The organism is Nostoc sp., assembly GCF_036917675.1.
Lineage (GTDB): Bacteria > Cyanobacteriota > Cyanobacteriia > Cyanobacteriales > Nostocaceae > Nostoc.
In genome coordinates this window covers 1-13462 of record NZ_JBALCT010000002.1, presented here as the reverse complement: position 1 = coordinate 13462, position 13462 = coordinate 1, and the positions used below count along the sequence as shown (strand labels likewise).

Annotated in this window: 12 protein-coding genes and 1 pseudogene; 6 read left to right on the top strand and 7 right to left on the bottom strand. The window is 41.6% G+C overall.

What is annotated here, in order from left to right:
* The first annotated feature begins 120 nt into the window (after positions 1-120).
* Positions 121-1701 (top strand): HlyD family efflux transporter periplasmic adaptor subunit, encoded by a 1581-nt coding sequence (locus tag V7K31_RS00555; RefSeq protein WP_335091975.1) that lies wholly within the window; start codon positions 121-123, stop codon positions 1699-1701.
* Between the two features lie 38 nt (positions 1702-1739).
* Positions 1740-2237, top strand: coding sequence for a DUF427 domain-containing protein (locus tag V7K31_RS00550; RefSeq protein ID WP_335091974.1), 498 nt, complete (start codon positions 1740-1742; stop codon positions 2235-2237).
* A gap of 455 nt (positions 2238-2692) precedes the next feature.
* Here the strand turns inward: V7K31_RS00550 and purQ are convergent, their stop codons facing one another.
* Positions 2693-3367 (bottom strand): phosphoribosylformylglycinamidine synthase subunit PurQ, encoded by a 675-nt coding sequence (purQ, locus tag V7K31_RS00545; protein WP_335091973.1) that lies wholly within the window; start codon positions 3365-3367, stop codon positions 2693-2695.
* A gap of 160 nt (positions 3368-3527) precedes the next feature.
* On the bottom strand, positions 3528-3806 hold the full coding sequence (gene purS / locus V7K31_RS00540; protein ID WP_335091971.1) for a phosphoribosylformylglycinamidine synthase subunit PurS: 279 nt from the start codon (positions 3804-3806) through the stop codon (positions 3528-3530).
* Between the two features lie 144 nt (positions 3807-3950).
* Here purS and V7K31_RS00535 point away from each other — a divergent pair, with 144 nt between their 5' ends.
* Complete coding sequence (locus tag V7K31_RS00535; RefSeq protein WP_335091969.1) at positions 3951-4355, top strand: Fur family transcriptional regulator; 405 nt, start codon at positions 3951-3953, stop codon at positions 4353-4355.
* Here V7K31_RS00535 and V7K31_RS00530 read toward each other — a convergent pair whose 3' ends face one another.
* From V7K31_RS00530 to V7K31_RS00515, 4 genes are all read right to left on the bottom strand, one after another.
* Positions 4356-4943 carry a Uma2 family endonuclease gene (locus V7K31_RS00530; protein WP_335091967.1) on the bottom strand — a complete coding sequence of 196 codons (588 nt, stop codon included), beginning with the start codon at positions 4941-4943 and terminating at the stop codon, positions 4356-4358.
* Between the two features lie 164 nt (positions 4944-5107).
* Complete coding sequence (locus V7K31_RS00525; protein WP_335091965.1) at positions 5108-6076, bottom strand: hypothetical protein; 969 nt, start codon at positions 6074-6076, stop codon at positions 5108-5110.
* A 166-nt stretch (positions 6077-6242) separates the two neighbouring features.
* Positions 6243-7250, bottom strand: a complete 1008-nt coding sequence (locus V7K31_RS00520) for an SPFH domain-containing protein (protein ID WP_335091963.1) — start codon at positions 7248-7250, stop codon at positions 6243-6245.
* A 131-nt stretch (positions 7251-7381) separates the two neighbouring features.
* A complete protein-coding gene (locus tag V7K31_RS00515) occupies positions 7382-7816 on the bottom strand; it encodes an NfeD family protein (protein WP_335091962.1) in 435 nt (144 codons plus the stop codon).
* Between the two features lie 211 nt (positions 7817-8027).
* Here V7K31_RS00515 and V7K31_RS00510 point away from each other — a divergent pair, with 211 nt between their 5' ends.
* Positions 8028-10061, top strand: coding sequence for a PP2C family protein-serine/threonine phosphatase (locus V7K31_RS00510; protein WP_335091960.1), 2034 nt, complete (start codon positions 8028-8030; stop codon positions 10059-10061).
* Between the two features lie 94 nt (positions 10062-10155).
* Here V7K31_RS00510 and V7K31_RS00505 read toward each other — a convergent pair whose 3' ends face one another.
* Entirely contained in the window at positions 10156-10485 is a 330-nt protein-coding gene (locus V7K31_RS00505; RefSeq protein ID WP_335091959.1) for a hypothetical protein, read from the bottom strand.
* Between the two features lie 194 nt (positions 10486-10679).
* Between V7K31_RS00505 and V7K31_RS00500 the strand changes: the two genes are divergently transcribed.
* Together V7K31_RS00500 and V7K31_RS00495 are read left to right on the top strand one after the other, a co-directional pair.
* Positions 10680-12302: an AAA family ATPase gene (locus V7K31_RS00500; protein ID WP_335091958.1), complete on the top strand. Its 1623-nt coding sequence runs from the start codon at positions 10680-10682 to the stop codon at positions 12300-12302.
* Positions 12295-13462: pseudogene (locus tag V7K31_RS00495) on the top strand (hypothetical protein); the annotation flags it as partial. The gene V7K31_RS00500 and the pseudogene V7K31_RS00495, both read left to right, overlap by 8 nt.

Genomic DNA, 13462 nt, shown 5'->3' with positions numbered 1-13462 from the left:
CCATAGATACAGCAATCAGTGTAAAGTAGGCAATGTCACAAATATCAAAATCCAAGTTTTCGGCATTGATAAATAGTGCCCACCCTACAAGAAATCTCAAACCCAAAACCCAAAATCGTTATGACTCAACTTAATGGGAATCACCTCAACGGCAATCAGAAAAATGGAGTAAAGGAAGATTCACAGGTACTTACAAAGCAACAGACAAAGGGACAGAAAGCGGCTCGACAGTCTTTAACTAACTCAAACACTCAAGAATTTGAGCAATCCATTGTCTTGCGCCAATCTCCAATTTGGTCGCGGACAATCATGGTTACTCTAATTCTGCTAGCCTGTTTTGGAATTGGTTGGGCTTATTTTGCAAAAATTGAGCAAGTAGTGCCAGCAACAGGGCAATTAAAACCACAAGGAACAGTCAAAGACATTCAGGCTCCTGTTAGTGGAGTGGTGAAAACGGTTAATGTTAAAGATGGACAAGAAGTAAAGCCAGGAGATTTGTTGGTGACTTTTGATTCAATTGCTTCTGTTGCTGAATTAGATTCTTTGAAGAACATTCGCGTTGCATTAATTAAAGAAAACCAGATTTATCGGCGATTGATGAGTGCAAGTAACACCACAGGATCTGAACTCTTATATTTGGGCGGAAATTTGCCACCAGAAACTGCTTTTCTGTTGAAAAGTCGGTCAGCGCTAGTAAAAGAAAATGAATTATTGCGGACTCAATTAAAAAATTCTGGTCAAGATACTGCGGTAGGAATTGATGAGCAAAAACTTCTACAAGTTGCCAAAAAAGAATTAGATTCTCGTTCCTTAGCCGCCCGATTGGAAGTAGAAAAAACTAAAAAACAACTTAGTCAAAATAAATTTAAGCTGGAAGATAGTAAAGCAAGTTTAGCTATTCAACGGGGGATTTTAAATAGGCTGAGAACATTAGCACAAGAAGGTGGAATTTCTCAACTTCAGTATCTCAACCAGCAACAAGAAGTACAAAACCGCACGGCGGAAGTAGCGCAACTAGGTGAGGAAACAAAACGCCTCCAGTTTGATATAGAAAAAGGACGACAAGAGTTAAGCAATACGGTGGCTCTTTCTGATAAAACCATTTTGGATAAGATAGCTGATAACAAACAGCGTATTGCCGCAATCGATAGCCAATTCATGAAAGTTGTGCTGGATAATGAGCAGCGTTTAGCAGATGTTAATAGTAAAATCTCTCAATCACAGTTAAATATTAGATATGAAGAACTCCGTGCGCCTGTAGGTGGAACAGTTTTCGATTTACAAGCAAAAAACCCTGGATTTGTAGCCACTCCAACGACAAAACTGCTGCAAATTGTCCCAAATGATAACTATATAGCTGAAGTTTTCATCACTAACAAAGATATTGGTTTTGTACGAAAAGATATGAAGGTAGATGTCAGAATTGACTCCTTTCCTTACAGTGAGTTTGGCGATATCAAAGGAAAAGTGATTGACATCGGCTCAGACGCATTACCGCCAGATCAAACACATCAGTTTTATAGATTTCCGGCAAGAGTCTCATTGGATAAACAATCTTTAATGATTAAGGGTAAAAAGGTCAACTTGCAATCAGGTATGTCCATCAGTGCCAATATAAAAGTGCGCGAAGAACGGAGTGTGCTGAGTTTATTCACTGAGTTGTTTACCAAGCAAGTTGATACTCTTAAAGAGGTACGTTAGTACTTGTAGTCAAACAATTTTGAATTTTGAATTGTTAAATGGTTAATTCTCAACGCACCGAACCCGCTCCTGGACAAGAATCAGTTTGGGATTACCCCCGTCCTCCCCGTCTGGAGGACACAAGTAAACATATCCAAATAATCTTTAATGGAGTAATAATTGCAAATACTCACAACGCCAAACGTGTTTTAGAAACTAGTCATCCTCCTTCTTACTACATTCCTCCTGCGGATATCAAAATGGAATATTTACAACTGATGCCGCAGTCTAGCTTTTGCGAGTGGAAGGGAAGTGCTGGTTACTACACAATCAGAGTTGGTGATAAAGAAGTCCAGAATGCTGCTTGGTTTTACCCCAACCCGACACCAGCTTTTGAATCTCTCAAGGACTATGTAGCTTTTTACGCTCATCTAATGGATAATTGCTACCTGAATGGCGAAGAGGTGCAACCACAACCAGGTAACTTCTACGGTGGTTGGATCACCAGTGATATTGTTGGGCCTTTTAAAGGCGCTCCTGGTACTTGGGGATGGTAAGGAATAAGAATTAAATAACATCCAATTTATCTCCCTGGCTTACCTCACCCTCAATCCCTCTCCGATATATTGGAGAGGGGAGCTAGAGATAGGATGAAGTTTTGTATTTTATTTAATCCACCTTCCTAAGCTAATTTTGACGCGATGTGCGACTTATTCTTGGAACCCCAAGTTGCTAGTACCGCTTCTCTACGAGACGCTACGCGAACGCGTAATATCATGTCCGCTTGATTACTTATTAAACCCGAAGAACCTCCCCGCAAGCGAGGAGGGGATTAAGGGGTGGGGTGTAATGACTGTGAGAATCATAACTAATTAACCGGACTTGATGTAATTCGTAAGGGTTTTAGACATTTAAAATGGGTGGCTTATTTCCGCCGCGTTGTGGAGCGATCGCTATCTCTAGAAGAATCTTCATGATCTTTCAGACAGCGATCGCTCTGTAGCCCAACCCTCTAGGCTAATGCCGCTACCTTCTCTAACAATCCCTGAAACAACCTCAACCCATCGCTATTTCCCAGCATCGCGTCAGACGCCCTTTCTGGGTGCGGCATCATCCCCAACACATTGCCTCGACGATCGCAAATCCCGGCAATGTTATTTAGTGAACCGTTAGGATTTTCCCCTTCATAACGAAACACAACTTGCCCGTTATCTTCAATTTCTGCGAGAGTGGCTTGATCAGCGTAGAATCGCCCCTCTCCGTGGGCAATGGGCAAAGTGATAACTTCACTATTGGTATAAGCTTGCGTCCATGAAAGATTAGTCCGCTCAACTTTCAAGGGAATGCGATCGCAGATAAAATGCAAATCCCGATTTCTAGTTAACACTCCTGGCAAAAGTCCAGCTTCAGTTAATACCTGAAAACCATTGCAAATACCGAGAACAAACTTACCTTTTTGAGCGTGTTCGACAACCTGCTGCATCACCGGTGAAAAACGGGCGATCGCACCACAGCGCAGATAATCCCCGTAACTAAAACCACCAGGTATAATTACGACATCCAAATCAGCAATGTCGGTTTCTTGATGCCAAACCATGCGAGTCGGTTGTAAGAGCAAATCTCTGGTTACATAAGCAACATCGCGATCGCAATTAGAACCTGGAAAAACAACAACGCCGAATTTCATGATTAGTCAAGGGGAGTGGGGAGTGGGGGAGTCAGGGGAGTGGCGGGAGCAGGGGAGTGGGGAGCAAGAATTTTAGATTTTAGATTTTGGATTTTAGATTGAAATTTAATCCAAAATTTAAAATCCAAAATCCAAAATTGAATTGCCCCATGCCCAATCCCTAAAATACCCCAGTTTGGGTTTCGACCTCAATCAAATCAAAGCGGTAATTTTCAATTACGGGATTTGATAGCATTTGGTTACAAATGGTATCGAGGTCTTGACGCGCTTTTTTCTCCTCAGTTGAGGTGATGGTGAGTTCAATGTACTTGCCAATCCGCACCTGGTCAACGTTATCGTATCCCAGTTGCTGAAGACCGGATTGTACAGCCACACCAGCAGGGTCTAACACTGAAGGACGAAGCGTTACGAAAATTTTGGCTAAATACTTGGTTTGCACGGGCTTTTGGTGAATGCTGCGATCGCTATACTATAACTTTATGCTCTAACTGAGTGAAAATAAGATTACGAAGCGGTTAAAGTTAATTGATCAATTAGCCCATCTAACAGCTTCAACTACAGTGGCATATTTAAATAATTGTCTATGAGAGCCATACGCACCCGCAGTCAAGAGCGTATTTTCAACCTATTGAAAACCATCAAAAAAGGCATTTCCGCTCAGGATATTTACGTAGAGCTACGTAACACAAATCAGAGCATGGGTTTAGCAACAGTTTACCGTTCCCTAGAAGCCTTAAAACTGGAAGGCATGGTACAACTGCGGAATTTGGCTAACGGTGAAGCCCTCTACAGCCTAGCGCAGCAAGACAAACACCACCTAACTTGCTTACAATGCGGTGTTTCAATTCCGATTAATGAATGCCCCGTTCATGACCTAGAAGACCAGTTAGAATCCAGCCATAAGTTTAAAGTTTTTTACCACACCCTAGAGTTTTTTGGGTTGTGCAGTAAATGTCAGATAAATCAAGCTACTGCGATTGGTCAATAATCATACCAATTTCATCAGAGGAATAAAACTCAACCAACTAAATACATCTGCAACTGTTAATTGCCAATTTTCCAAAACACTCAAAACGGGTAAAATATCTTGACTTTCTTTTAATTCTGGTAATTTATTGGGTTCAAAAATCATGATTGACTCATCAGCCGAATCGAGCAACCAACCAAGCTTTGCTCCCTTTTGGATAGAAAATATAATTTTGCTGATAACTCGGTTGGGTGATTGTTCCGGTGAGAGAATTTCGATTATCCAATCTGGGTGAATTTCAAATTTATTTGTAATTCTTCCATTCGGAAGCAATGGAATTCTTTGCCATTCAAAAACTGCAATATCTGGTACTATTGAACGACCTTCAAATGTACAGCGTAATTCAGGAAAGGCATAAGCTAATTTTTGTAGTTTTGCAACTTGATTTATGGCCGAAGCTAATTCAATTTGTAAAGTACTGTGTTCTCCTTGTGGCATAGGTTTTTGGTATACTTGCCCGTTAAAATACTCACTCTCTGGCTTGGTTTCTGGTAGTTTTAAGAACTCTTCTACACTTAATGCTGTGGTTGGCTGAATAGATAACGTCATAATTTACAACTTATCAAAAATTGATTATTTCATCACTAGAAGAATGCGGCAATTAGTGCGACACCGAACAGCCCATCGTAGACATCGCCTAAAATTTATTTCCATCTTTATTAAGATAGTGCTTAAATCGGTTTCTATAATTTTTGTGCTTCAAATTTTTGCAATTATTGGGTAGGTCGAAAGTACAATAGCCGCGCTCCATCGGCTTCTAGCTGTTCCTGCTGGGTGTAGGCACGGTAAACTAAAGGATCTCTTCCTAGATGCCAGTAGGAAGGTGTAGCACCTAAGAATCGTCCTATGGCTCTCTCGAATGTGATTAAAGAACCGCTAGGCATATCGCTAAAGTCCTGCCATCTATATTCAGAAGACCAAGCTCGAAATAATTTCTTTCCTCCTTTTTCTTGAAATAGCTGCTGTTTATTCTGTCTAAACCTTATCTTCCACTGTTCCAACTCATTGGGTGGCATTAGAGGAAAATAACGTTTGGCATAATCATCTAAAAACTGCTCTTGCCACTCCTCAAACCTTCTATTTTGCTCTTCTTTTAGTTCTTGCTCTGCCCTTTGCATCTGTTCTGGAACATTTAACAGGAAGAAGCGTTGGGGTGCTTTTGAGTACATCAGCTTCATCTGCTCCAGTGATTGGATACTATCTACTAAGTTAATTTGCTCTTCAAAAAATTTATCTTGTTCTGAGTCATCCCTGTCAACTGAACCAGAGATGAAGACTTTCCCTTTCGCATCTGCTTCCATGAGGACACTGCCACCGTTACAACCGATGTAAAAAGTATCACTATTAATATGCATTGCTAATTCCGATAATCGGGGGCGATCGACGTCTTTTGCTCGATGGCATAGTACATCAGGGGGAAAACTTTTTACAATCGTCCATCCAAGTTCGCCAACAAATAATCCAAACATCCATAGCTCGTTAGCTAAATTAGAATTATAACAACGTCGTTTTTCAACGTCGTTTTCAATTTCTTCTACAGATAAGTCAATGCCATCTATGGATAAGGGAGGCAAAGGGATGCGACGACTGCCTTCTTGCTCAAGAATGCGGCTAAAACCTTGTTCTATTAAGTCTAAGTTATTACAACGGATATAGGAAGTGAAATTAGAAAATCTGCTCATTACAAACTTATTAACCTGAAATCATTTGATAGTAAGGTGAGAGTAATTACAGCAGATTTAAAGTTGGGTGTTGTACACAAGCTAAGTCTCAAAGCCAGGAATAAAGGGTGTTTTACTTGTGAATTCTGCTGTAATTAATTTTGCCTAGCTACTTATTAGAAGAGGGTTAACTAGGGCGGTTATTTTCTAATCCTGGTATTTGCTTAGAAAACAACTCGTTAGAGTCAACCTGACCATTTGAGATAATGGAGCGCATACCCTCGAAAGCAGCAGGGATAGTGCGCGGATCGATAAATAAGACCTTGCTGCTATCGCTTCTACCAATTGTCGCGCCCATATCCAAATAGCCCAAGGCAAACAGAACTTCTACTGCTTTATTGGCATTGGGGATAGCGTGGAGCTTTTGGGCGATAATTTCAGTAGACTCTGCGATCGCCTGCGCTTTTAAAACCTGCTGCTGACGTTCCGCTTGAGCTTTCAGAACGATCGCCTTTTGTTCAGCTTCCGCTTGCAGAATTGTCGATTTTTGACGAGCTTCCGCATCCAATATTTGCGCCTCTGCTTTACCTCTAGCACTATTAACAGCAGCTTCGCGTTCGCCCTCAGAAGTTAAAATTGCTGCCCGTTTGCGTCGTTCTGCCGACATTTGCAATTCCATCGATTCTCGCACCGCCTGAGACGGAATAATATCTCGCAGTTCTACCCGTGTCACTTTCACACCCCAAGGATCGGTAGCAACGTCCAAATCCTGTAATAAGAGTTCACTGATGTGAGAACGAGCAGTAAAGGTTTGATCCAACTCTAGTTGTCCCATTTCGGCGCGAATTTGAGTCAGCACCATGTTTACCATTGCCGACTCCAGATTTTCTACCTTATACCAGGCTTTTTCCATATCGACAATCCGCCAGTAAAACACTGCATCCACTTCAATGCCAACATTGTCACGGGTAATGCACTGTTGGGGAGGAATATTTAAGACCTTTTCGCGGATTGTTTCTCGGTAGACAACTCTATCTAAGAAAGGAATGACAAAGTTTAGTCCTGGTTCGAGTTTTTTGTTATAACTACCTAATCTTTCCACCAAAGCTTGATTACCTTGATTGACGACTTTCACAGATCCCGCTACAGCAGAACCACCAAGGGCTAAAAAGACAAGTAAAAAGAACTGTTCCATTGTAAGTCTCCTAATTTTTAAATATTAAGTGTCACTCAAAAGCAAAAAGGAGAGAAGAGACAAAGAGGCAGGGGAGGTGAGGGAAATCAATTCTTCCCAATGCCCAATGCCCAATGCCCAATGCCCATTAACTAAGAATTCAACAAATTTTCTGGTATCACAATCAAAGTAGTACCTTCTCGCCTAACCACATAAACTCTTTGATGGGGTGGTACGGTAAATTTGTCATCATCACATCTTGCTTGCCAAGAATTTCCCTCATACCGCACCCGCCCTGTTTTCCCAGGCAGAATTTCTGTTAAGGTTTCAGCTATGACTGCATCCCGAATTTTAGATTTGCGTTGTCGCGGTTGCAAAAACCGACGAGAAAGCACGATTAATGCTGTGGAAACCAACAGCCAAACCACAATTTGCAACCATACACTTCCTAAACCCACTCCAGACAGCAGTGCCACCACAAAAGCGCTAATTCCCATCATGAAGGCGACAAACGCCGATGGTAAGAACAATTCCATTAGACATAGAACTGCTCCTGCCAGAAGCCAGATTAAGGTAAAACTTGGCATAGCGCCATCCTAAACTCTACATTGACGTAAATCTATTTCTACGATTAGATACAGCCAGACTAAGTTATTTACAGAAAGCAAAACTTGGTTTTTTTACCAATATTTTGATTAATTTCAGTAACAAGGTGTAGCTAGCGGTACACCAATCCAGTCTATTCTAGCCTTCAAGTCATTGCCAATAAGTTGATTGGTTTCTTAAATTTATACCTTTATGATTTCTACTCAACTGATAATTTATTGTATAAATCCAAGCTGTAATAGCCCCATTAACCCTATGGAAGATAGTGTTTGTGCCAGTTGCCAAACTCCTTTAGTTCACCGCTATCTTTGGGCTACTGGCTCATTGTCTGCTCAAATCTCACCAGGCACTAAGGTAGCAGACAGGTATGAGGTAATTAGTCACCAAATTTGGCTGGATACTCAGCCGGGACTCCCGCCAGATGTACCTGAAGAATTGCCAAAAGAAGTAATTCCTTATCTACTATTATATCAAGAGCGGTTACATTTGCCCCAAGCTTATGGGTTTGCTTGTAACTTTGAAAGAGATACAACTGATATCCTTTTATTGGAAAATGTGCCAATAGATGAGACAGGAAATATTTATCCAACTATTGTTGAGGCATGGGAGCAAGCAACCGCAGTACGACAAGTTTATTGGTTGTGGCAAATTCTCCAACTTTGGACACCTTTATCAGAATTGGGACTTAGCGGCAGTTTACTGGTAGTAAATAACTTGAGAGTCCAAGGTTGGTGTGTGCAACTGTTGGAATTCTATCAAACAGCAGCAGATGAGAAGCTAAGTTTACAAAATCTGGGGCAGTGTTGGCGGTTTTGGGTAGCGTCTGCAAAGGCATCAGTTGCCAAAGGGTTAGAGAACATAGTCCAGCAGATGTGTGAAACTGAGGTTGAATTAGAAGCTATTAATATTCAACTTAATAATTTATTACTAGCAGCTGCTGCAGAATTGCCATTAGTTCTAAAGGTGGCAGGTTCTACAGATATTGGCCTAGTTATGGCACAAAATGAAGACGCTTGCTACCCCAATGCTTTGAGTAACTTAGATGAACCTTTATTGTCTCACTTGTCGATTGTTTGCGATGGCATTGGCGGACATGAAGGCGGCGAGGTTGCTAGTAAGTTGGCAGTGCAATCTGTAAAGTTGCAAATTCGCGCTTTACTAACGGAGGTAACAGAACAAACTGTACTTGTACCACCAGAGTTGTTGCAGGAACAATTAGAAGCAAGCTTACGGGTAGTAAATAATGTGATTTGTGCCCGCAATAACGAACAAAAACGCCAAGGCAAAGAACGCATGGCTACAACTATTGTCATGGCGGTACAAGTTCCCCAACAAGTGCAGACGAGTACTGAGTGGCAATCAAATAATACTCATGAACTTTACTTAGCCAATGTTGGCGATAGCCGTGCCTATTGGATTACTCGCAATTATTGCCAACTACTAACAGTAGATGATGATGTCGCAACGCGGGAAGTACGCTTTGCTAAAAGCTTGTATCGGAAGGCACTTTTGAGAGCAGATGCTAGTGCTTTAACTCAAGCATTGGGGACAAGAGATGCAGAATCTTTACGTCTCAAGCTTCAGCGATTCATTGTGGAAGAAGATGGCATCCTGTTACTCTGTTCTGATGGTTTAAGTGATAATAACTGGGTGGAACAATCTTGGCAGGATTATGCAATACCCGTGTTCACAGGTGAACTGACAGTTGAAGATGCTGTCCGCAATTGGATTAACTTGGCAAACGAAAAAAATGGGCGTGATAATACGTCGGTTGTTCTCACTTATTACCGTGTTTCTCCAGAATACTTAGTACCTGTGACTCCGGCGTTGCCAGAAGAGATTATAGAAGCAGAAATACAAGAGGAACAAGAGGAACCAATTTCTTTTACAGAAAGTTCACAAACTTTGCCAGATTTGGATCTAGATTTGGATCTAGATTTGGATTTAGATTTGGATTTAGATTTGGATTTAGATTTGGATCTAGATTTGGATCTAGATTTGGATCTTTCAGAGGAACCATTTACAAGCCCAAAAATCTCACCAACCTTAATTAAAAAACCTAATCGGGATAAACGCTTGGTAATGCTGGGGGGAGTGTTGGCGTTGCTTGTAGGGGGTACAAGTCTGGGATTATTTGCTTGGTGGCAAATTAATCCTCAAGGATTACAGCAGATGTGTCGGCAACTTCCCCAAACAGTGCAGCAAGTGTGTCCGCCTGGAAAGTAAAGAATGGGGACTGGGGAATAGCTTACAGTAACAACTACCGTAGATTTCTCAGCTATTGTTAGTCACGAAAGTCAGGATGTTAGTGACCAATGTTTTAGCGGGAGCGGTCTGACTCGTGACGGGAGCGGTCTGACTCGTGACGGGAGTGGTCTGACTCGTGACGGGAGTGGTCTAACTCGTGACGGGAGTAGTCTGACTCGTGGCGGGAGTGGTCTAACTCGTGACGGGAGTGGTCTGACTCGTGACGGGAGTGGTCTAACTCGTGACGGGAGTAGTCTAACTCGTGACGGGAGTGGTCTAACTCGTGACGGGAGTGGTCTAACTCGTGATGGGAGCGGTCTGACTCGTGATGGGAGCGGTCTAAACAGTTTCTGCATTCACAGTGACGGTTTAAGTGGTGAACTGATACTGTGAAGCATCGCACCAGACATAACTTTACATCACAATGGCAAAGGCGATCGCTAGCTATTTATGGAATACTGTGTTGATATATTATGGCGATCGCACCAGACATAACTCTACATCCATCTTGCACTAACGTGGGAGCTTGCAAGTAATTTGACTAAGTGAATATGCGATAAGGTAAGGGTATCACAACCTGCTCTCACCACAGGAAAGATGGATATTAACCTCGTCATTAATGCGATTAAAGCTATTATTCCTGCTACTGCTTCTCTAGCTATCCAACAGGCTCAAAGTAATGAATATGTCATCAAAAGTTTACAAAAATTAGGACTTGCAAAGATACAGCCTGGCGGCAAATTTGAAGAAGTTTATGCTAATGCTTTAGTAGAGTATGACCCTGAGTCAACCCTCAATTTCCTTCGCAAAAAAGAGATTAAAGAAGCTTTTTGGAAAGCTTTTGTAAGTTCCAATAATCAAGAATGGAATATTTTAAAAGCTCAAGCAGAAAAGGAAAACATAGATTTTGCAACCGTTGAGAAATTCCGCGAAATTTTTATCAGTGTAGCAAACCGCTCTATCAATCCTCAGCAGATTATAGCTGACGCACAAATTCAAGAACAACTGAAGACACTTACAGAAGCTAGAGCTAAGAAGCAATTAAAAGAACCTCTAGAACAGTCTCTTTATCCAGATGAGTTTAAAGCACTCATCGAAGAAAAAACTAAGGCATTTTGCGGACGGGTATTTGTATTTAATGAGTTTGATGATTTTCTCAAAAAACATCGCAAAGGTTATTTTACTGTGATTGGTGATGCGGGGATGGGGAAAAGTGCGATCGCGGCCCAATACGTATCTAAATACAAAGCTATCTGCTATTTCAATATTCAGGCACAAGGTCTCAACACACCAGAAAAGTTTCTACAAAGTATTCGTCAACAACTGATTAATCGCTATCCTTTACAGAATGCAGAGAATGATAATTTACCTACTTTGCTGGAGAAAGTAAATGAAAAGCTAGCGGCTGATGAACGCTTGCTAATTGTGGTTGATGCTCTTGATGAAGTCGAACAAACAGGGTCGGGAAATCTTTTATATTTACCCAAAAATCTGCCAGAAAGAATATATTTTCTGCTAACTAGGCGACGCTATGCCCAAAATGAAAAGCGCTTGCTGACTGAAGAAGTTGAGCAGCAGTTGGATTTAACAGCGAATAAGTATGAGGTCTGGAATCGAAAAGATGTGACAGAGTACATTAGTACATTTATCAATGATGAGCCAGAGCATCAGGGTTTGAAAGCATGGATTCAAAAACGCAACATTCAGCCGCCATATTTTATTGAGCAGGTAGCACAAAAAAGTGAAAACAATTTTATGTACCTCTACTATGTCTTACCAAGTATTGCTAGAGGAGATTATCAAGACTTAAGTTTAGAAGAATTACCTGATAAACTTCAGGGTTATTATGAACAGCATTGGAAGCAGATGGGAATGGATACTCCAGAGAAGCGGACAAATGCGATTATCCTCTGTGTACTGGTTGAGGTAGGTAAACCGATTTCCTGTGAATCCATTGCCCGCACCACTGGTCGAGATGAATATGATGTGTTGGAGCTTTTGAATAAGTGGCTGGAATTCTTGAGAAAACAAAAACAAAATCAGGAAGACTACTATTCAATTTATCACCAAAGTTTTGCAGATTTTCTCCGCAACCAACCTAGTCTAAAAAGAGAAAAAAAGAATAATTATATTGATTGGCAAGAGGTTCAGCTTCTTATTTCTGACTCTAATGACCAATTGTGGGCAAGCCTAAAACGAGGTGAGGACCAAGATGAGTAGTTTTGCTGAAAAATTTGCTCAGTTATCTTTAAGCGACCAGCGAACCATCCTCATTGACCCTCGTGTTAAAGCCAAAATAGGAAAGTGGAAACCACTTTATAAAAGACTGACTGATTTTGATTTTATTGATGCTAAAATCAACCATTCTGATTTTGGTGTGCAGTCACTAATTGAGGATTATGATTTAATTGACAACTCAGAACTATTAAACAATCCAGAATATAATCCAGAGCAAGTCAAAACGCTGAAATTGATTCAAGGAGCGTTGCGACTGTCAGCGCATATCTTAGTAAAAGATAAAATGCAACTGGCAGGGCAATTGTGGGGGCGAATGCAGCACTTTACACTACCGAAAATTCAAGCAATGCTTAAAGTAGCAAAGCAGCAGCAAGTTTTACCTTGGTTCCGTCCGTTAATATTTAACTTAATTTCCCCAGGTGGAAGTTTACTTCTCACGCTTTCAGGTCATAGCGATAGGGTAACAGCAGTAGCCCTCACCCCCGATGGTAAACAGGTGATTTCTGCTTCAGATGACAGGACACTCAAACTCTGGAATCTGGAAACTGGGGAAAATGAGCGTACTTTTTACGGTCATAGCGGCATGGTAACAGCAGTAGCCCTCACCCCCAATGGCAAGCAGCTAATTTCTGCTTCAGAGGACAACACACTCAATCTCTGGAATTTGGAAACTGGGGAGGATGAACGTACTTTTTACGGTCATAACAGCGTGGTAACAGCAATAGCCCTTACCCCCGATGGCAAGCAGCTAATTTCTGCTTCAGAGGACAACACACTCAATCTCTGGAATCTGGAAACTGGGAAGCATGAGCGTACTTTCCAAGGTCATCAAGGCTCGATATATGCAGTAGCCCTCACCCCAGATGGCAAGCAGGTGATTTCTGCTTCACAGGACAACACACTCAATCTCTGGAATTTGGAAACTGGGAAGCATGAGCGGACTTTTGAGGGTCATAGCGGCTCGGTATATGCAGTAGCCCTCACCCTCGATGGCAAGCAGGTGATTTCTGCTTCACAGGACAACACACTCAAGCTTTGGAATCTAAAAACTGGGGAGAATGAGCGGACTTTTGAGGGTCATAGCGGCTCGGTATATGTAGTAGCCCTCACCCTCAATGGCAAGCAAGTGATTTCTGGTTCAT

Bases quoted from the DNA above. Each gene is read 5' to 3' on its own strand.
- V7K31_RS00530 (WP_335091967.1), bottom strand. From the start codon at position 4,943: ATGACGTTATCTATTCAGCCAACCACAGCATTAAGTGTAGAAGAGTTC.
- V7K31_RS00520 (WP_335091963.1), bottom strand. From the start codon at position 7,250: ATGGAACAGTTCTTTTTACTTGTCTTTTTAGCCCTTGGTGGTTCTGCT.
- purQ (WP_335091973.1), bottom strand. From the start codon at position 3,367: ATGAAATTCGGCGTTGTTGTTTTTCCAGGTTCTAATTGCGATCGCGAT.
- V7K31_RS00510 (WP_335091960.1), top strand. From the start codon at position 8,028: ATGATTTCTACTCAACTGATAATTTATTGTATAAATCCAAGCTGTAAT.
- V7K31_RS00555 (WP_335091975.1), top strand. From the start codon at position 121: ATGACTCAACTTAATGGGAATCACCTCAACGGCAATCAGAAAAATGGA.
- V7K31_RS00515 (WP_335091962.1), bottom strand. From the start codon at position 7,816: ATGCCAAGTTTTACCTTAATCTGGCTTCTGGCAGGAGCAGTTCTATGT.
- V7K31_RS00500 (WP_335091958.1), top strand. From the start codon at position 10,680: ATGGATATTAACCTCGTCATTAATGCGATTAAAGCTATTATTCCTGCT.
- V7K31_RS00525 (WP_335091965.1), bottom strand. From the start codon at position 6,076: ATGAGCAGATTTTCTAATTTCACTTCCTATATCCGTTGTAATAACTTA.
- V7K31_RS00535 (WP_335091969.1), top strand. From the start codon at position 3,951: ATGAGAGCCATACGCACCCGCAGTCAAGAGCGTATTTTCAACCTATTG.
- V7K31_RS00550 (WP_335091974.1), top strand. From the start codon at position 1,740: ATGGTTAATTCTCAACGCACCGAACCCGCTCCTGGACAAGAATCAGTT.